This is a genomic window from Psychromarinibacter sediminicola, from assembly GCF_029168335.1.
GTDB classification, from domain to species: domain Bacteria; phylum Pseudomonadota; class Alphaproteobacteria; order Rhodobacterales; family Rhodobacteraceae; genus Psychromarinibacter; species Psychromarinibacter sediminicola.
In genome coordinates this window covers 1-16,651 of the sequence record NZ_JARGYC010000018.1, presented here as the reverse complement: position 1 = coordinate 16,651, position 16,651 = coordinate 1, and the positions used below count along the sequence as shown (strand labels likewise).

At 69.0% G+C, this 16,651-nt stretch carries 19 protein-coding genes; 10 read left to right on the top strand and 9 right to left on the bottom strand.

Annotated features, from left to right (window positions below; translation table 11 throughout):
• The first annotated feature begins 76 nt into the window (after positions 1–76).
• On the top strand, positions 77–415 hold the full coding sequence (locus tag P1J78_RS08675; protein ID WP_275566946.1) for a VOC family protein: 339 nt from the start codon (positions 77–79) through the stop codon (positions 413–415).
• 7 nt (positions 416–422) lie between these two features.
• Here P1J78_RS08675 and P1J78_RS08670 read toward each other — a convergent pair whose 3' ends face one another.
• The gene (locus P1J78_RS08670; protein ID WP_275566945.1) at positions 423–1,331 is read right to left on the bottom strand and encodes a LysR family transcriptional regulator; all 909 of its coding nucleotides are present in this window, start codon (positions 1,329–1,331) and stop codon (positions 423–425) included.
• Positions 1,332–1,441: 110 nt separating this feature from the next.
• Here P1J78_RS08670 and P1J78_RS08665 point away from each other — a divergent pair, with 110 nt between their 5' ends.
• Entirely contained in the window at positions 1,442–2,617 is a 1,176-nt protein-coding gene (locus P1J78_RS08665) for a cytochrome P450 (RefSeq protein WP_275566944.1), read from the top strand.
• Between the two features lie 11 nt (positions 2,618–2,628).
• Complete coding sequence (locus P1J78_RS08660) at positions 2,629–2,952, top strand: 2Fe-2S iron-sulfur cluster-binding protein (RefSeq protein ID WP_275566943.1); 324 nt, start codon at positions 2,629–2,631, stop codon at positions 2,950–2,952.
• Between the two features lie 94 nt (positions 2,953–3,046).
• Here the strand turns inward: P1J78_RS08660 and P1J78_RS08655 are convergent, their stop codons facing one another.
• Positions 3,047–3,922 carry a 3-hydroxybutyryl-CoA dehydrogenase gene (locus tag P1J78_RS08655; protein ID WP_275566942.1) on the bottom strand — a complete coding sequence of 292 codons (876 nt, stop codon included), beginning with the start codon at positions 3,920–3,922 and terminating at the stop codon, positions 3,047–3,049.
• A gap of 167 nt (positions 3,923–4,089) precedes the next feature.
• Here P1J78_RS08655 and P1J78_RS08650 point away from each other — a divergent pair, with 167 nt between their 5' ends.
• Entirely contained in the window at positions 4,090–4,935 is an 846-nt protein-coding gene (locus P1J78_RS08650) for a DUF6473 family protein (protein WP_275566941.1), read from the top strand.
• A gap of 70 nt (positions 4,936–5,005) precedes the next feature.
• On the opposite strand, the gene P1J78_RS08645 is transcribed toward P1J78_RS08650, so the two are convergent.
• The gene (locus P1J78_RS08645; RefSeq protein ID WP_275566940.1) at positions 5,006–5,473 is read right to left on the bottom strand and encodes a c-type cytochrome; all 468 of its coding nucleotides are present in this window, start codon (positions 5,471–5,473) and stop codon (positions 5,006–5,008) included.
• A gap of 217 nt (positions 5,474–5,690) precedes the next feature.
• Here P1J78_RS08645 and idi point away from each other — a divergent pair, with 217 nt between their 5' ends.
• The gene (gene idi / locus P1J78_RS08640) at positions 5,691–6,215 is read left to right on the top strand and encodes an isopentenyl-diphosphate Delta-isomerase (protein ID WP_275566939.1); all 525 of its coding nucleotides are present in this window, start codon (positions 5,691–5,693) and stop codon (positions 6,213–6,215) included.
• Between the two features lie 173 nt (positions 6,216–6,388).
• Here idi and P1J78_RS08635 read toward each other — a convergent pair whose 3' ends face one another.
• From P1J78_RS08635 to P1J78_RS08610, 6 genes are all read right to left on the bottom strand, one after another.
• Entirely contained in the window at positions 6,389–7,315 is a 927-nt protein-coding gene (locus P1J78_RS08635) for an electron transfer flavoprotein subunit alpha/FixB family protein (RefSeq protein ID WP_275566938.1), read from the bottom strand.
• Positions 7,315–8,076 (bottom strand): electron transfer flavoprotein subunit beta/FixA family protein, encoded by a 762-nt coding sequence (locus P1J78_RS08630; protein ID WP_275566937.1) that lies wholly within the window; start codon positions 8,074–8,076, stop codon positions 7,315–7,317. Before P1J78_RS08630 ends, P1J78_RS08635 begins: the two co-directional genes overlap by 1 nt.
• A 143-nt stretch (positions 8,077–8,219) precedes the next feature.
• Positions 8,220–8,792, bottom strand: coding sequence for a cob(I)yrinic acid a,c-diamide adenosyltransferase (locus P1J78_RS08625; RefSeq protein WP_275566936.1), 573 nt, complete (start codon positions 8,790–8,792; stop codon positions 8,220–8,222).
• Positions 8,792–9,001, bottom strand: coding sequence for a twin transmembrane helix small protein (locus P1J78_RS08620; RefSeq protein ID WP_275566935.1), 210 nt, complete (start codon positions 8,999–9,001; stop codon positions 8,792–8,794). Before P1J78_RS08620 ends, P1J78_RS08625 begins: the two co-directional genes overlap by 1 nt.
• A 95-nt stretch (positions 9,002–9,096) precedes the next feature.
• Complete coding sequence (locus P1J78_RS08615; protein WP_275566934.1) at positions 9,097–9,930, bottom strand: SDR family NAD(P)-dependent oxidoreductase; 834 nt, start codon at positions 9,928–9,930, stop codon at positions 9,097–9,099.
• 60 nt (positions 9,931–9,990) lie between these two features.
• Complete coding sequence (locus tag P1J78_RS08610; RefSeq protein WP_275566933.1) at positions 9,991–10,788, bottom strand: SH3 domain-containing protein; 798 nt, start codon at positions 10,786–10,788, stop codon at positions 9,991–9,993.
• Between the two features lie 242 nt (positions 10,789–11,030).
• Between P1J78_RS08610 and P1J78_RS08605 the strand changes: the two genes are divergently transcribed.
• The 5 genes from P1J78_RS08605 to P1J78_RS08585 form a co-directional block, all read left to right on the top strand.
• Positions 11,031–13,334 carry a DNA topoisomerase IV subunit A gene (locus tag P1J78_RS08605; RefSeq protein WP_275566932.1) on the top strand — a complete coding sequence of 768 codons (2,304 nt, stop codon included), beginning with the start codon at positions 11,031–11,033 and terminating at the stop codon, positions 13,332–13,334.
• Positions 13,335–13,503: 169 nt separating this feature from the next.
• The gene (locus tag P1J78_RS08600) at positions 13,504–14,691 is read left to right on the top strand and encodes a DUF898 family protein (protein WP_275566931.1); all 1,188 of its coding nucleotides are present in this window, start codon (positions 13,504–13,506) and stop codon (positions 14,689–14,691) included.
• Positions 14,688–15,839: a M48 family metallopeptidase gene (locus P1J78_RS08595; RefSeq protein ID WP_275566930.1), complete on the top strand. Its 1,152-nt coding sequence runs from the start codon at positions 14,688–14,690 to the stop codon at positions 15,837–15,839. The genes P1J78_RS08600 and P1J78_RS08595 overlap by 4 nt, the downstream gene beginning before the upstream one ends.
• 67 nt (positions 15,840–15,906) lie before the next feature.
• Positions 15,907–16,446 carry a hypothetical protein gene (locus P1J78_RS08590; RefSeq protein ID WP_275566929.1) on the top strand — a complete coding sequence of 180 codons (540 nt, stop codon included), beginning with the start codon at positions 15,907–15,909 and terminating at the stop codon, positions 16,444–16,446.
• A 110-nt stretch (positions 16,447–16,556) separates the two neighbouring features.
• Positions 16,557–16,651 (top strand): GTP-binding protein (locus tag P1J78_RS08585; protein ID WP_018590913.1); only part of this gene is annotated, 95 nt, incomplete at its 3' end.

The following is a 16,651-nucleotide window of genomic DNA, read 5'->3' as shown; positions in this document are numbered from 1 at the left end:
CGTTCACATCCTGTCAAGCGTCGGGAACACGCCGGCGGGCGCGCGTGTTCGAAGGATGAGTAGCGAGGCATCCGACATGCAAATATCCGCGATATATGCGAATCTGTGCTGCACGAACATCCAGCGCAGCGCGCGCTGGTTCGAGACCCTGTTCAACCGGGATCCGGACCGAAAGCCCATGCCCGGGCTGCTGGAAGGGCGCCATCGGAACGGCTGCGGCTTCCAGCTCTACGAGGACGCCGAGGGCGCCGGCGACGGCACGGTGCAGTTGATCGTCAAGGACGTCCGGTCCGAGCACGAGCGGCTGCGCGGCATCGGCCCCGGCCAGGTGGAGCTGGGCGGCGACCGGATGGTGCTGCGTCTGCGCGACCCCGACGGCAATCTCGTGATGCTGACCGAGGAGCGCGGCGCCTAGGACGTGCCTAGGACGGGCCGAGGGTGGCGCGCGTGGTCCGGCGGATCAGGTCGCGCAGCCAGACATGCATCGGCGCGGCATGGGTCCGCGCCGTCCACACCAGGTCGATCTCGAACGGCGCGGGGACCGGGCAGGGCGCGATGTGGACCCGGCCGGGCAGGTTCCGCGCCAGACGCTCCGGCAGGGTGGCCACCATGTCGGTCCCGGCCAGCATCGCCTCGATGCCGGACGGGCTGGGCACGGTCAGCACTTCGGCCAGCTTGCGGCCCGCGGCTTCCAGCTGCACCAGATACCCCGACTTCCAGCTTCCGGCATAGGTGATGACGGCATGGCGCGCGGCGGTGTAGCGCGCCAGCGTCAACTCCGTCCCCGCCAGCGGATGTTCGGGGTCCATGACACAGACATAGCGGTCGCCCAGCAGGTTGCGGCAATAGAAGCCGTCCTCTTCGGGGCGGATCGGGCCGATCAGCAGGTCGGCCTCGGACCGCAGAAGCTGGGTGCGCCCCTGGGCGCTGGACTGGATCAGGGACATTGTCAGCCCGGGCGCGTCGCGGCGCAGGGCGCGGATCACCGGCGGCAGGATCAGTTGGCGTTCATAGTAGTTGCAGGCGATGGCGACGGTGGCGCGGGCCTGCGCCGGATCGAACTCGGCCGGCGCGGTGATCGCCTCCAGCCGCTCCAGCATCTGCACCGCTTCGGCGACGATGGCGGCGCAGCGGTCGGTGGCGGCAATCCCGCCGCCCTGGCGCACGAAGAGCGGGTCGCCCAGACAGCGGCGCAGCTTGTCGATGGTATAGCTGACGGCGGACTGGTTGACCTCCAGCGCCTGCGCTGCCGCGGTAAAGGAGCCGGTCTCGTAGACCAGCCGCAGGGTGCGCAAGGCCGCGAAGTCGATGGAATGGGGATCGGTCTGCATGGCGCGATACTATCAGAATTTCCGATAGGGGGCATCAATTGCATCAGATTGTCAGGTTGGCGCGTCGCGTCTAACTCTCCTGCCAGCCAGGCCAGAGGGAGGAGACGGCCATGCCACAGGCCCCGTTCGACGACACGATCACCTACAACCAGCTGGTGAACGACCCCTATGCGGTCTATCGCCGCCTGCGCGCCGAAACGCCGGTGGTCCGGGTCAAGGCCGTCGGCCGCACCATGATCACCAAGGCGGCCGACACCCGCGCGATCAAGGACGACGCCGCGCTGTGGAGCTCCGACGACCCGAACACGCCGATGGAGCGCGCCTTCCACGCCCACACGCTGATGCGCAAGGACGGCGAAGAGCACAAGCGCGAGCGCATGGCGATGGCGCCGACCTTCTCGCCGAAGAACCTCAAGACCATCTGGGGCCCGGCCTACGAGAAGCTGGCCAACGAGTATCTCGACCGCCTGCCGCGCGACGAGGTGGTGGACCTGTTCCCCACCCTCGCCGGCCCGCTGGCGGCGCGCATCCTCGCGGTGATCCTCGGCATCCCGGGCGCGTCCGACGACCAGATGCAGCACTGGAGCCAGGCGCTGATCGACGGCGCCGGCAACTTCGGCTGGGACCGCGAGCCGTTCGAGCGGGTCGACCACGCCCATGTCGCGATGAACGCCGAGATCGAGCGGATGATCCCCAAGCTCAAGGCGGAGCCGGACGAGACCGCGCTGTCGGTGATGATCAACGCCGAGGATCCGCTGCGCATCAGCCAGATCTTCGGCAACATCAAGATCGCCATCGGCGGCGGCATCAACGAACCGCGCGACGCGCTGCTGACCATCCTCTACGGCCTGCTGACCAATCCCGAGCAGCTGGAAGAGGTCAAGCGCACCGGCGCCTGGGGCGACGCCTTCGAGGAGGGCGTGCGCTGGGTCGCGCCGATCCAGGTGTCCTCGCGCCGCGCGACCGAGGACGCGGTGGTCGGCGGCTGCGACATCCCCAAGGGCGACGTGGTGATGACGATCCAGGCCTCGGCCAACCACGACGAGGACATCTGGGACGCGCCGGAGAAATACGACGCCCTGCGCAAGCGCAGCCCGCACCAGTCCTTCGGCAGCGGCCCGCATCACTGCCTGGGCACGCATCTCGCGCGGATGATGCTGGGCAAGATCATGCTGCCGCTGATCTTCGAGCGTTTCCCGAACATCGAGCTGGTCGCGCCGGAAACCGTGGTCTGGAAGGGTTTCGGCTTCCGCGGCCCGCTGAACCTGCCGGTCCGGCTGAACTGAAGGAGGAAGACATGATCGAACTGACTTTCGTCGGCGCCGACGGCGCGAGGAAGACCGTGACCGCGCCCGAGGGCACCAGCGTCATGCAGGCCGCCCGCGACCACGACATCGAGGCGATCCGCGCCGAATGCGGCGGCGCGATGGCCTGCGCCACCTGCCATTGCTACGTGGACGACGCCGATGCCGGCAAGGTCGGCACCGCCTGCGAGGACGAACGCGACATGCTGGACTTCGCCGAGACCGAGCTGCGCGAGACCAGCCGGCTGTCCTGCCAGATCCGGCTGACGCCGGCGCTGAACGGCCTGACCGTCCACCTGCCCGACGCGCAGATCTGAACGACTGGCGGCCGCTGGCCGCCAAGTAACAGAATTTTCTAGAAAATTCTGCCCGGCACGATCTTCTAGAAGATCGTGCCCCCGTGCCGCCCGCCTACCGCGTCGGCACCGGTTCGTCGCCGCGATAGTCGTAGAAGCCGCGCTCGGTCTTGCGGCCGAGCCACCCCGCCTCGACATATTTCACCAGCAACGGGCAGGGCCGGTACTTGGTATCCGCCAGCCCGTCATGCAGCACGTTCATGATCGCCAGACAGGTATCCAGCCCGATGAAATCGGCCAGCTCCAGGGGCCCCATCGGATGGTTCGCCCCCAGCTTCAGCGACTGGTCGATCGACCGTACGCTGCCGACGCCCTCGTACAGGGTATAGACCGCCTCGTTGATCATCGGCACCAGGATGCGGTTGACGATGAAGGCCGGGAAATCCTCGGCGCTCGCGGCGGTCTTGCCCAGCCGTTCCACCACCTTCAGGCAGGCCTGATAGGTCGCCTCGTCCGTCTGGATGCCGCGGATCAGTTCCACCAGCTTCATCACCGGCACCGGGTTCATGAAGTGGAACCCCATGAACCGCTCGGGACGGTCGGTGCGGCTGGCCAGCCGGGTGATCGAGATCGACGAGGTGTTCGAGGTCAGGATCGTGTGCGGCTGCAGATGCGGCACCAGATCCTCGAAGATCGCCTGCTTGATCGTCTCGCGCTCGGTCGCGGCCTCGATCACCAGGTCCGTCTTGCCCAGGTCGGTCAGCGTCATCGTGGTGCCGATCCGCTCCAGCGCCGCGTCCTTCTCGGCCTCGGAGATCTTCTCGCGCGACACCTGGCGGTCGAGATTCTTGCCGATCAGCGCCAGCGCGTGGCTCAGCGCCTCTTCGCTGATGTCGTTCAGCAGGACCTCGTAGCCCGCCAGCGCCATGACATGAGCGATGCCGTTGCCCATCTGCCCCGCCCCGACGACGCCGATCCGCGAAATCTCCATGGCGCTTTGCCCCTCTGCCTGATTGCGCGCGACCATATGCGCCGGTTTCGCCGGCGTGCAAGGGCCAAAGGTGCGTCGAATCTACCGAAAATGCCGGGTTTAGCCGGATCGCAAGAGGTTTCCGCGAATCTGCCCGACGGGTGGATGACACAAAGAGTGTGGGTGGAATGGATTACGCGAACCTGGATCAACCGGCGCTGGATTATTTCCCGTGCCGCTACGGCACCTCGAAACAGCTGTTCCGGGGGCCGCGCCGGCGCCTGGACGGCGACTTCGCCGTCTTTCTCGGCGGGACCGAAACCTATGGCAAGTTCATCGACACGCCCTATCCCGCGCTGGTCGAGGTGGACAGCGGCCTGCGCGCGGTGAACCTCGGCTGCATCAATGCCGGGATCGACGCCTATTTCAACGACAAGGCGCTGATCGACATCTGCAACAGGGCGAAGGTCACCGTGGTGCAGGTGATGGGCGCGCAGAACATGTCGAACCGGTTCTACGCCGTGCATCCGCGCCGCAACGACCGGTTCCTGCGCGCCTCGCCGCTGTTGGAAAAGATCTACCCCGAGGTCGACTTCACCGAGTTCAGCTTTACCCGGCATCTGCTGACCTCGCTGATGCGGAGATCGCCGGAGAAATTCGCGCTGCTCCGGCAGGAGCTGAAGGAGGCGTGGGCCGCCCGGATGCGGATGCTGCTGTCGCAGATCGACGGCAAGGTCGTCCTGCTGTGGCTGTCGGACCATGCGCCGATGGCGCCCGACGATTCCAGGTCCGAGGTGTTCGAGAGGTGCGGCAGCGATCCGATCTTCGTCGATCGCGCGATGCTGCGGTCGCTGACCGGCGACGTGGCCCGGGTGATCGAGGTGGTCGCGACGGACCGCGAGCGCCTCGAGGGGCTGGACGAGATGTATTTCGGAGAGCTGGAGCGGCCGGCGGCCCAGGAGATGCTGGGCCCGGTGGTCCACCGCCGGGTGGCGCAGGCGCTTGTCCCGGCGCTGGAGGAGGTGCTGCGGTGACCGGGCCGGCCGGCCGCCGCGCCGTCCGGCCCGGTGCCGAGGCATCCGGGCCGGGCAATGGGGTCGCGACTTAGGAGTCGGCGTCGGCCTCTTCCGGGCAGACCTCGGCCAGGAAGGTCGCGAAGGCGGCGGCGACGTCCTCGGGCGACCGGTCGCCGTCCTTGCGGACCTTGTAGGTCATCTTCGACCGCGCGCCGCTGTCGTCGAGGTAGTCGCGCAGGAAAGCGCGGGGGTCCTGCAGATAGCTGGTCATGTGCTCCTCGTCCCAGACCAGCCCCGCCTCGCCGGCCTCCTCGAGCGAGTTGCTGTAGCGGAAGTCCTCGACGCTGCCCGCCTGACGGCCGATCACGCAGTACAGGTTCGGCCCGGTGCGCGCCCGGCGGCCGTACAGCGTCTCGTCCTCGTTGGCGATGACGTGGCAGGTCGCGCATTGGCGGAATTCGTCGGCGGCATAGGCGGCTTCCTCGGACAGATCCTGTGCCAGGGCCGGGGCGGCCAGGACAGAGGCGGTCAGACAGGTGGCTGCAATGCGTTTCATGGGTTCCTCGCTTGTCGGTTCCGGGTCTCGAAAGGCCCGATGATCGCCCCGGTCGCGCGACGGTCGCGGGACCGCCGCCCGTCGGGGATGCGGGGGACAATCTGTCGGAGGCAGCGCCCAGATCAAGGCAAAACTTCTGCGGCGAAGTGACCCCCGGAGGTCGTCCGCGCACCGGCCGCTCTGGTCAGAGCCGGCGAAACCGCCTATCTGCCGTCCGATGCAGGACAGGATCCCGGCCTGGGTGAACGGCGAACTGACCCCGGTGGACAAGCTTGCGGCGCACCGCCAGGGACTGCGCCACAAGGCGGTCTCGGTCTTCGTGCTCGACGGCGCGCGGCTGCTGATCCAGCAGCGGGCGGCGGGCAAGTACCACACGCCCGGGCTCTGGGCGAACACCTGCTGCACGCATCCGCTGTGGGGCGAGGGCGACGCCGACTGCGCGTTGCGCCGCCTGTCCGAGGAGCTGGGGATCGGCGGGCTGACGCCGGTGCATCGCGGCGAGCTGCGCTACCGCGCCGATGTCGGGGACGGCATGGTCGAGGACGAGGTCGTGCAGGTCTTCACCTGCGCGGCCGGGGCCGGGCTGAGGGTCGAGCCGAACCCCGCCGAGGTGCAGGCGGTCCGCTGGGTGGGTCTGGACGACCTGCGCCGCGAGATCGCCGAGCGGCCGGAGCGCTTCACCCCCTGGATGCGCATCTACATGGCCGAGCACGCCGCGCAGATCTTCGGCACCGCCGTCTGACGCGCGCCGGTCGCGGTACCGGCCCCGGAACAGCAAAAGGCCCGCCGGTTTGGCGGGCCTCTGGTTTCGCTTTGGACGGCCCGGGCGGGGCTTGGTCTGTTACCGCTATCGGAAGGAATATCAGTGGCTTGGACCCCCGTCCAACCTTGGACACCCCAACCTTGGACACCCCGTCACAGCTTCTCGGTCAGCTCCGGCACCACGTCGAACAGGTCGCCCACCAGGCCGTAATCGGCCACCTGGAAGATCGGCGCCTCCTCGTCCTTGTTGATCGCCACGATCACCTTGGAGTCCTTCATCCCCGCCAGGTGCTGGATCGCCCCCGAGATGCCCACGGCCACGTAGAGCTCCGGCGCGACGACCTTGCCGGTCTGCCCCACCTGCCAGTCGTTCGGGGCATAGCCCGAGTCCACCGCCGCCCGGCTCGCGCCCACGGCGGCGCCCAGCTTGTCGGCCAGCTTCTCGATCAGCTCGAAGTTCTCCTCCGACCCCAGGCCGCGGCCGCCCGAGACGACCCGGCCTGCCGAGGTCAGCTCCGGCCGGTCGCTCTCGGCCACATGGTCCTCGACCCATTCCGACAGCCCCGGATCCGCGGCCGCCGACACGGTTTCAACCGCCGCCGCCGCCTGCTCGCCGGCGGCGTCGAAGGTCGAGGTCCGGATCGTGACCACCTTCGTCGCGTCCTTCGACTTCACCGTCTGCACCGCGTTGCCGGCATAGATCGGCCGCTCGAAGGTGGCGCCGTCGACGATGCCCGAGACGTCCGAGATCACCATCACGTCCAAGAGCGCCGCCACCCGCGGCATCACGTTCTTCGCGTCGGTCGTGGCCGGGGCGACGATATGCTCGTAGTCGCCTGCCAGGCTGACGATCAGGGCCGCGGTCGATTCCGCCAGCCGGTGGCCCAGGCTGTCATCCTCGGCGACCAGCACCTTGGCGACGCCGTCGATCTTCGCCGCCGCCTCGCCCGCGGCCGCCGCCGAGGCGCCGGCGCAGAGCGCGGTGACCTCGCCCAGCTGGGCCGCCGCCGCGACCGCCTTGGACGTCGCGTCGAGGTTCAGCTCGCCGCCCGTCACTTCGGCCAGAAGAAGAACAGCCATCAGAGAACCCCCGCTTCGGTCTTCAGTTTCTCGATCAGCTCGTCCACCGAGCCCACCATGACGCCCGCCTTGCGTTCGGCCGGCTCCTCGGTCTTGAGGATCTCCAGCCGCGGCGCGACGTCGACGCCGTAATCCCCGGGCGTCTTCTCGTCCAAGGGCTTCTTCTTGGCCTTCATGATGTTCGGCAGCGAGGCATAGCGCGGCTCGTTCAGCCGCAGGTCGACGGTCACGATGGCCGGCATCTTCACCTTGATCGTCTGCAGCCCGCCATCGACCTCGCGGGTCACCTTCGCGTGCTCGCCCTCGATCTCGACCTTCGAGGCGAAGGTGGCCTGCGACCAGCCCAGCAGCGCCGAGAGCATCTGACCGGTGGCGTTCATGTCGTTGTCGATGGCCTGCTTGCCGGCCAGCACCAGGCCCGGCTGCTCCGCGTCGATCACGCCCTTGAGGATCTTGGCCACCGCCAGCGGCTCGATGTCCTGGTGCACGTCCTCGGCGGCCACGACCAGGATCGCCCGGTCCGCGCCCATCGCCAGCGCCGTGCGCAGCGTCTCCTGCGCCTGCTTCACGCCGATCGACACCGCCACGACCTCCTCGGCCGCGCCGGATTCCTTCAGGCGGATCGCCTCTTCCACCGCGATCTCGTCGAAGGGGTTCATCGACATCTTCACGTTCGCAAGATCGACACCGCTTCCGTCCGATTTCACCCGGACCTTCACGTTGTAGTCGATCACGCGCTTCACAGGCACGAGCACCTTCATGCGGGATCTCCCATCGGTTTCCTGCCCGCCGCGGCGGGCCACAGGTTATCGCGCCGAGTGTTAGCCGCTCCGGACGGCGGGAAACAGGGCAAAATCGACAGATACCCGCCCCGGAACGCCGCGTTTGGAAGCTGCGAGCGCTATCAGCGGTTGGCGCCCGGCTGCCACAGCACGTCGGCGCGGCCCTCGTCGTTGGCGACGCGGGCGGCGACGAAGAACCAGTCGGACAGCCGGTTGAGATACTTGACCGCCGCGGGGTTCACCGATTCCACGGCGGCAAGTTCGATCGTCTCGCGCTCGGCCCGCCGGGCGACGGTGCGGGCGACGTGCAGATGCGCGGCCAGCGCCGTGCCGCCGGGCAGGATGAAACTGCGCAGCGGTTCCAGCCGGGCGTTCATCGCGTCGATCTCGGATTCCAGCCTTGCGACCTGGGCGTCGACGATGCGCAGGGGCGTGTACTCCGCCTCGCCGTCCCTTTCCATGTCGGGGCGGCAGAGGTCGGCGCCCACGTCGAACAGGTCGTTCTGGATGCGCGCGATCTGCTCGGCCAGGTCGCCCTCGGCATGAAGCCGCGCCACGCCGAGCGCCGCGTTCAGCTCGTCCACCGTGCCGTAGGCGGAGACGCGCGGGCTGTGCTTGGCGACGCGGGTGCCGTTGCCCAGCGCGGTCTCGCCGGCGTCGCCGGTGCGCGTGTAGATCTTCGACAGAACGACCATCAGTTGCCTCCCATCCGCCGGACCGCGACGAAGAGCAGGATCAGCAGCACCGCCACCGCCTGTGCGATGATGCGCCAGCGCATGATGCGGTTGGCGTTCCTGCGGTGCCAGTCCCCGCCCTTGCCGAAGCTGCCCACGCCGATCATCAGGATGACCAGCACCACCAGGCAGGCGACGACGACGAGGATGAAGAGCGGGTCCTGCCACATGGGCGCGGTCCTTTCCGTTTCGACTGCGGCCGATGTAGCCGGAATGAGCGGGAAACCAAACCGGCATTTTGGCGCGGGGGCGCGCGCCGCGCCGGTCAGGAGGCGCGGCGGATCACCCAGTCGGTCGCACGGGTCGGCAGGAGGCGGGTGAGGAGCTTCGCCACATGCGCCAGCCGCGTGACCTTGTAGCGCGGATGCGGGCGCGGGCTTTCCAGCGCGTGGATCAGCTTGGCCGTGACGTGGCTGGCCGGGACTTCCAGCGCGCCGTGCGGGTTCTTGCCGCGCCATTTGCGCATCAGGTCGGATTCGTAGCGGTCGGCGTGGGCCGAGGCCCGCCAGTCGATCCACTTGTCGAACTGGAGGCGGCCGTTCTCGCCGAACTTCGTGGTGATCAGGCCCGGCTCGATCAGCACGACGTGGATCGGCTCGCCGTGCAGCTCCAGCCGCAGCGTGTCGGTCAGCCCTTCCAGCGCGTATTTCGTCGCGACATAGGCGCCGCGCCAGGGATAGGCGGTGTAGCCCATGACCGACGAACAGTTGACGATCCGCCCGTGCCCCTGCGCGCGCATCACCGGGATCAGCCGGCGCGTCAGGTCGTGATAGCCGATCAGGTTCGCCTCCAGGATGGTGCGCAGGGCGTCGGTCGGCAGATCCTCGACCAGCCCGGGGATGCCGTAGGCGCCGTTGTTGTAGACGGCGTCCAGCGTGCCGCCGGTGGCCTGAAGCACCTCGTCGACGGTCTGCGCGATGCTGGCCGTGTCCTCGTAGTCGAGCCGCGGCGCCTCGAAGCCTTCGTCGCGCAGGCGGGCGCAATCCTCGGCCTTGCGGCAGGCGGCGAAGACGCGCCAGCCGCGCGCCTTCAGCGTCTGCGCCGCGTCATAGCCGATACCGGAGGAACAGCCGGTGATGAGAACGGATTTCTGCGCCATGATCGCCCCCTTCGCCCCTCGATTAGAGCATGCGGGCGGCCGGCGAAAGCCGTCGCCGGATCAGCCCGGCATATCGGCCGACAGGTAGTCGGCGGACATGAACCCCTCCTCGCCGGTGGCGATGTCGCGGATCCGCAGCCAGCCGTTGCCGATGCGCGCCAGAAGCTCGGCCGCATCGCCCTTGTCGAGCCGCAGGACGACCCCGGCGTCGGTATCCGGCGCCGCGCGCAGGTTCACCCGGCTGCCGGTGACATACAGCGTCTCGGCGGTCACCGGCGGCGCGTCGGCCAGCGCCTCGACCACGGCCAGGGTCACGGGGGTCTCGGTCTCCTCCAGCGGCGCCAGCGCCTTTTCGACGGCGAGCGCCATGGCGGTGGGTTCGACGGCGGTCAGCTCGATCTCCGGCCGAGGCGGCGTGTCGGCCACGATCTCGGCCTCAGGCTCCGGCGCGGTCAGGCGCAGCGGGCGCGGCCGGGGAATCGCCGAGCGGGCGACGGCGAGCGCCGGGTCCGGCTCTGTCTCGGGCGGCGGCGCGGGCGCCGGGGCCTCCGTGACGGGCAGGGCGGCGGTATCTTCCGGCGCGGTCTCCTCGACCGTCAGGACCGGCTCCGCCGGGGCGGCAACCGCGATCGGCCGGGAGGTGCCGGCGGTGTCCACGATCGCGACCCGGGGCGTATCGACGGCGGGCAGTTCGGCCACCAGCGGCACCGGCCGCTCGATCCGCGCCGCCGCGATGTCGTGGCCCGGCACCGGCGCCACGTCCGGAAGGGAGGTGACCTCGATCTCCGGCCTGTCGGACGGATCCGATCCCGCGACGTCCGGCGGCCCGTCGGGCCGGCCGCGTCCCCAATGCAGCATGGCGGCCAGGAGTCCCACGGCCAATAACAATGTCAATTTCTTCAGCATCTGCCCCAACCCCGCGACTTCGGGCCTCTGTTCGTGCGGGCCCTTCTGCGCGGGGCGAAGACTAACGCGGTCCGCCGCGGCGCCGGAGGGCGAATTTCTCATGATGAATGACTTTTCCACAACCTGATGCAGCGAGGACTCAGCCCGGTGATCGCCGCTTGTCCGGCCGGCGCGAGAGGCGTATCACAGCATCTATGAGCGATCCCACCGACGACCCCAATATCGACCCACCGGAGCTGGCCGAACCGCTGCGCCGGGCCATCGGCGAGCGCTATCTGACCTATGCGCTGTCGACGATCATGCACCGGGCGCTGCCGGATGCGCGCGACGGGTTGAAGCCGGTGCATCGCCGGATTCTCTACGCGATGCGCGAGCTGCGGCTGTCGCCGGACGGGCGCTATCGCAAGTCGTCGAAGATCTCGGGCGACGTGATGGGCAACTATCACCCGCATGGCGACGCCGCGATCTACGACGCGATGGCGCGGCTGGCGCAGGATTTCAACGTGCGCTACCCGCTGGTCGACGGGCAGGGGAACTTCGGCAATATCGACGGCGACAACCCGGCCGCCAGCCGCTACACCGAGGCGCGGCTGACCCCCGCGGCCGAGGCGCTGATGGAGGGGCTGACCGAGGACGCGGTCGACTTCCGCGACAACTACGACGGGACGCTGACCGAGCCGGAGGTGCTGCCCGCCTCCTTCCCGAACCTGCTGGCGAACGGGGCGAGCGGGATCGCGGTGGGCATGGCCACCAACATCCCGCCGCACAACATCGAGGAGTTGTGCAACGCCTGCCTGCATCTGATCAAGACGCCGGATGCGCGCGACGACACGCTGCTGAATTACGTGAAGGGGCCCGATTTCCCCACCGGCGGCGTGATCGTCGAGCCGCCCGAGAGCATGGCGCAGACCTACCGCACCGGGCGCGGCGCCTTCCGGCTGCGCGGCACGCATCACGTCGAGGATCTGGGCCGCGGCCAGTGGCAGATCGTGGTCACCGAAATCCCCTACCAGGTGCAGAAGTCCAAGCTGATCGAGCGCATCGCCGAGCTGATCCAGACCAAGAAGATCCCGCTGCTCGCCGACATCCGCGACGAGAGCACCGAGGACATCCGGATGATCCTGGAGCCGCGGTCGAAGAACGTGCAGCCCGACGTGCTGATGAACATGCTGTACCGCAACTGCGACCTGGAGCTGCGGTTCAGCCTGAACATGAACGTGCTGGTAGACGGGCGCACGCCCAAGGTCTGTTCGCTGAAGGAGGTGCTGCGCGCCTTCCTCGACCACCGCCGCGACGTGCTGTTGCGCCGGTCGCGGCACCGGCTGGCCAAGATCGACCACCGGCTGGAGGTGCTGGAAGGCTTCATCACCGCGTTCCTCAACCTCGACCGGGTGATCGACATCATCCGTTACGACGACGCGCCCAAGGCCGCGCTGATGCGCGAGGACTGGTCGCGCGACTTCGTGAAGGCGACGTCGGAGGAGGACTATGTCTCGCCGCCGCCGGGCGAGGGCGAGCTGACCGAGGTGCAGACCGACGCGATCCTGAACATGCGGCTGCGGTCGTTGCGCCGGCTGGAAGAGCTGGAGCTGAAGCGCGAGCATGACGAACTGACGAAGGAGCGCGCCGAGATCGAGGATCTGCTGGAGGACGAGGGCCTGCAGTGGAACCGCATCGCCGACCAGATCCGCGAGACCCGCAAGACCTTCGGCAGCGGCTCCGAGGGCGGCGCGCGGCGCACCCAGTTCGCCGAGGCCGGCGTGGTCGAGGAGGTGCCGCTGGAGGCGATGATCGAGCGCGAGCCGGTCACGGTCGTCTGCTCGAAGATGGGCTGGATCCGGGCGATGAAGGGCCACATCCCGCTGAACCAGGAGCTGAAATACAAGGACGGCGACGAGGGGCGGTACATCTTCCACGCCGAGACGACCGACCGGCTGCTGCTGTTCGGCTCCAATGGGCGGTTCTACACCCTGTCGGTGGCGAACCTGCCGGGCGGGCGCGGCATGGGCGAACCCGTGCGGCTGATGGTCGATTTGCCGAACGAGGCCGACATCGTGGCGCTGTTCATCCACGACCCGGCCGCACGCCTGCTGGTGGCGTCGAGCGCCGGCGACGGGTTCGTCGTGTCCGAGCCGGACGTGGCGGCGCAGACCCGCTCGGGCAAGCAGGTGCTGAACGTGCGCGGCGAGGTGAAGGCGAAGGTCTGCCGCCGGGTGACCGGCGACCACGTGGCCGTCGTCGGCGAGAACCGCAAGGTGCTGATCTTCCCGCTGGAGGAACTGCCCGAGATGGCGCGCGGCAAGGGCGTCCGGCTACAGCGCTACAAGGATGGCGGGATGTCGGACGTGACGACCTTCACGCTGGCCGAGGGGCTGAGCTGGCAGGACCCGGCGGGGCGGACCCGGACGCAGACCGACCTCGCCGAATGGCTGGGCAAGCGCGCCGGCGCAGGGCGCATGGCGCCGCGCGGGTTCCCGCGGGACAACCGGTTCACCTGAGGCCGGCGCCCGCGCCTGCGAGAGCGCGCCCGCCCGCCCACCCCGCGCTCTCGCAGGCGCGGGCGCGGGCGGGCCGGCCGCGGGCCCCCTGCAACGGTGTCCCTGATACGCCGGTCTCGGCCTGTCGAAAGGCTTTGCCTTTGCCGCCCGGCCGGGTCACGATTCCGGCATGGAGGAGGTTCTGGATACCGAATTTCGCGGGCGGCGCGGGCGGCTGTTCTGGATGGCGCTGCGGTTCTCGATCCTGAACGTGCTGACGCTCGGGCTCTACCGGTTCTGGATGAAGACCCGGCTTCGCCGCTACTACTGGTCCTCGGTCCGCCCGGGCGGGCTGCCGCTGGAATATACCGGCCGGCCGCTGGAGAAATTGCTGGGCTTCCTGATCGCCGTCACCTTCCTGGCCTTCTACATCGGGCTGGTGAACCTCGTCCTGATGTTCCTCAGCCTCAGCCTGCTGAACCACGACTACGGCGCCTATGCGATCTCCTTCGTGGGCGTGATCCCGTTTATCTTCTATGCGGCCTATCGCCGGCGCCGCTATATGATGGCGCGCACCCGCTGGCGCGGCCTGCGTTTCGGGCTGGCGCCGGGGGCCTGGGGCTATGCCTGGCGGGCGATAGGGCACTGGCTTCTGACGATCCTGACGGCCGGGCTGCTCTGGCCGCGCATGACCTTCTGGCTGGAGAAGTACCGCACCGATCGCACCCATTACGGCAACCTGCGGCTGGAACAGACCGGGCGCTGGACCATGCTGTTCCCGGCCATTGTGCCGCTGATCCTGGGCCTGCTGTTCTGCGCCGCGGTGATCGTCGTGAGTATTTGGCAGGAGGAGCGGCAGGTGATGACCGGGCTGGTCCTCGGGCTGCCATGGCTCGTCTACGGGCTCGCGCATTACCGGACCGTGACGTTCCGGCGCCTGACCGAGGCGAAGACCGCCGGCGCGATCGGGTTCCGCGCGGCGCCGCGGCCGTGGCGGGTGTTCCGCATCTACATGCTGGGCACAACGCTGATCGTCCTGGCGGTGCTGGCGTTCTTCTCGCTTCTGGGGCTGGTTCTGGCGGCGTTCTTCGCCGGCAACCTGGACGAGCTCGGCGTGATCGCGGAACTGCCCGAACGGCTGCGCGGCCTGCCGACCTGGGCCAAGGCCGTGCTGGCCCTGGTCGTCTATTTCAACGCTTTCGTGTTCTGGGACGTGCTGACCCACGTCTTTCTGACCTTCCCGCTCTGGCGGCACTTCGCCGAGACGCTGCAGGTCACCGGCGCCCCGGCGCTGGCCGCCGTGCGTCAGCGGCCGCGCGACGCCGCGCAGGAGGCCGAGGGCTTTGCCGAGGCGCTGGACGTGGGGGCGGCGATATGACGGCCGTGCTGCGCGTCGGGGCGAAACCGGAGCCGTTCCGCGGCGCCGGCGTCCTGCTGGACGGGACAAGCCCGGTGCCGCGCCCGGTGTCGCTGGCGATCGACGAGGACGGCCCGGCGCTGATCCTGTCGCGCCCGGATGCGTCAGACGAACGCTGGCCGCTCGCCGCGCTCCGGCAACTGCGCGACCAGGCCGACCGGGAGGAGATGGTGCTGCGGACCGCGGAGGACGACGATGCGCGCCTCGTGGTGCGCGAGGCCGAGAGCCGCCGCATCCTGGCCGCCCGCGCCCCCGCGCTGCACCGGCGCCCGCCGGTGACCGGGACGCGGCGCCTGATCCTGTGGGGCGCTGCGGCGATTCTGTCGGTGGCGGCGATCATCTGGTATCTCGTCCCGCTGATGGCCGACCAGCTGGCCGAATACCTGCCGCCCGAGGGCGAGCGGGTGCTGGGCGAACGGACCCTGGAGCAGATCCGCGGCGCGCTGGACGAGACTGGATTCGGCCTCCTCCGCCTGTGCGACGACCCCGCCGGCGACCGGGCGCTGGCGGCGCTGACGGCGCGGCTGACCGACGAGGCGGCGCTGCCCTATGACGTGACCGCCCGGGTGCTGGACCTCGACATGGTGAACGCGCTGGCCCTGCCCGGCGGGATCGTCGTGCTGTTCCGCGGCCTGATCGAGGCGGCCGAGACGCCCGAGGAGGTGGCCGCCGTGCTGGCGCACGAGCTGGGCCACGTCGCGGCGCGCGATCCCACGCGCATGGCGCTGCGTACGGCGGGCAGCGTCGGTGTCCTGGGCCTGCTGCTGGGCGATTTCGCGGGCGGGACGGTGGTCCTGTTCCTGACCGAGCGGCTGATCCGCGCCGAGTACAGCCGCGCCGCCGAGGCCGGGGCGGACGCCTACGCGCACGGCCTTCTGGCGGAGGCCGGTCTGAGGCCGTCGGCGCTCGCGGACATGTTCGACCGGCTGCGCGCGGAGCAGGCCGGCGACGGCGCCGAGCCGCCGGGCTTCCTGCGCCATTTCGCGTCGCATCCGGCGCTGGGCGACCGCATCGCGGCCGCGCGCACCGCCGATGCCGCGCTCTCCGGGCCGTCGCGCGCCGCTCTGGCGGCGGAGGACTGGCGCGCCCTGCGGTCGATCTGCCAATGAGCCCGCGGCGTTGCACATGATCCGGGCCTGCGCTAAGCCCGGTCGGACGATTGCAGGAGGGCCAGCCATGAACCGCGCGGTACAACTCGTTCTTGCGCTCGCTGCGATGGCGGTGCTGTCCGCCTGCGACTATGCCGCCGACCTGGACAAGCCGCCGGTCGATCTCGGGCCGTTCAAGCTGGGCCACAACCTCGTCGTCGCGCGCGACCCGACCGTCGGGCCCGGCTCGATCAAGGTGACCGAGGCCGAGTGGCAGGAGGCCATCGAGGGCGCGGTCGACGCGCGGTTCGGCCGGTACGACGGCGACCGCCTCTATCACCTGGGGATGAGCGTCGACGGCTATTTCCTCACGAGCCTTGACGCCGGCGTTCCGGGGGTGCCGTCGCTGAAATCGGTGCTGCTGATGACGGTCACGCTCTGGGACGATGCGCTCGGCCGCAAGCTGAACGAGGAGGCGCACGAGATCAGCGTGATCTCCGCCTTCTCCTCGGCCGGGCCGTTCCCCACCAAGGACCGGATCCTCGAAGCGCTGTCGGCCCAGGCCGCCAAGCAGATCGAGGCCTGGCTGCGCAAGAACCCGGAGTGGTTCGAACCGCCGTTCGAGTAGCGCCGCAGCCGGCGAAGACGCGCTTGATTTTCCGGGTTTCAGCCGATAATCGGGCGCGCGTACTGAACCGGGGCACATCTGCCCCCTTATGACGATGAGGCGCCCTGAGGATGGCAAAGGCAAAGTTCGAACGTAACAAACCGCACGTGAACATCGGGACGATCGGTCACGTTGACCACGGCAAGACGACGCTGACGGCGGCGAT

What these genes read in the sequence shown, in the direction of transcription:
- P1J78_RS08675 (WP_275566946.1), top strand. Translation starts at nt 77, where the DNA reads ATGCAAATATCCGCGATATATGCGAATCTGTGCTGCACGAACATCCAG.
- P1J78_RS08670 (WP_275566945.1), bottom strand. Translation starts at nt 1,331, where the DNA reads ATGCAGACCGATCCCCATTCCATCGACTTCGCGGCCTTGCGCACCCTG.
- P1J78_RS08665 (WP_275566944.1), top strand. Translation starts at nt 1,442, where the DNA reads ATGCCACAGGCCCCGTTCGACGACACGATCACCTACAACCAGCTGGTG.
- P1J78_RS08660 (WP_275566943.1), top strand. Translation starts at nt 2,629, where the DNA reads ATGATCGAACTGACTTTCGTCGGCGCCGACGGCGCGAGGAAGACCGTG.
- P1J78_RS08655 (WP_275566942.1), bottom strand. Translation starts at nt 3,922, where the DNA reads ATGGAGATTTCGCGGATCGGCGTCGTCGGGGCGGGGCAGATGGGCAAC.
- P1J78_RS08650 (WP_275566941.1), top strand. Translation starts at nt 4,090, where the DNA reads ATGGATTACGCGAACCTGGATCAACCGGCGCTGGATTATTTCCCGTGC.
- P1J78_RS08645 (WP_275566940.1), bottom strand. Translation starts at nt 5,473, where the DNA reads ATGAAACGCATTGCAGCCACCTGTCTGACCGCCTCTGTCCTGGCCGCC.
- idi (WP_275566939.1), top strand. Translation starts at nt 5,691, where the DNA reads ATGCAGGACAGGATCCCGGCCTGGGTGAACGGCGAACTGACCCCGGTG.
- P1J78_RS08635 (WP_275566938.1), bottom strand. Translation starts at nt 7,315, where the DNA reads ATGGCTGTTCTTCTTCTGGCCGAAGTGACGGGCGGCGAGCTGAACCTC.
- P1J78_RS08630 (WP_275566937.1), bottom strand. Translation starts at nt 8,076, where the DNA reads ATGAAGGTGCTCGTGCCTGTGAAGCGCGTGATCGACTACAACGTGAAG.
- P1J78_RS08625 (WP_275566936.1), bottom strand. Translation starts at nt 8,792, where the DNA reads ATGGTCGTTCTGTCGAAGATCTACACGCGCACCGGCGACGCCGGCGAG.
- P1J78_RS08620 (WP_275566935.1), bottom strand. Translation starts at nt 9,001, where the DNA reads ATGTGGCAGGACCCGCTCTTCATCCTCGTCGTCGTCGCCTGCCTGGTG.
- P1J78_RS08615 (WP_275566934.1), bottom strand. Translation starts at nt 9,930, where the DNA reads ATGGCGCAGAAATCCGTTCTCATCACCGGCTGTTCCTCCGGTATCGGC.
- P1J78_RS08610 (WP_275566933.1), bottom strand. Translation starts at nt 10,788, where the DNA reads ATGCTGCATTGGGGACGCGGCCGGCCCGACGGGCCGCCGGACGTCGCG.
- P1J78_RS08605 (WP_275566932.1), top strand. Translation starts at nt 11,031, where the DNA reads ATGAGCGATCCCACCGACGACCCCAATATCGACCCACCGGAGCTGGCC.
- P1J78_RS08600 (WP_275566931.1), top strand. Translation starts at nt 13,504, where the DNA reads ATGGAGGAGGTTCTGGATACCGAATTTCGCGGGCGGCGCGGGCGGCTG.
- P1J78_RS08595 (WP_275566930.1), top strand. Translation starts at nt 14,688, where the DNA reads ATGACGGCCGTGCTGCGCGTCGGGGCGAAACCGGAGCCGTTCCGCGGC.
- P1J78_RS08590 (WP_275566929.1), top strand. Translation starts at nt 15,907, where the DNA reads ATGAACCGCGCGGTACAACTCGTTCTTGCGCTCGCTGCGATGGCGGTG.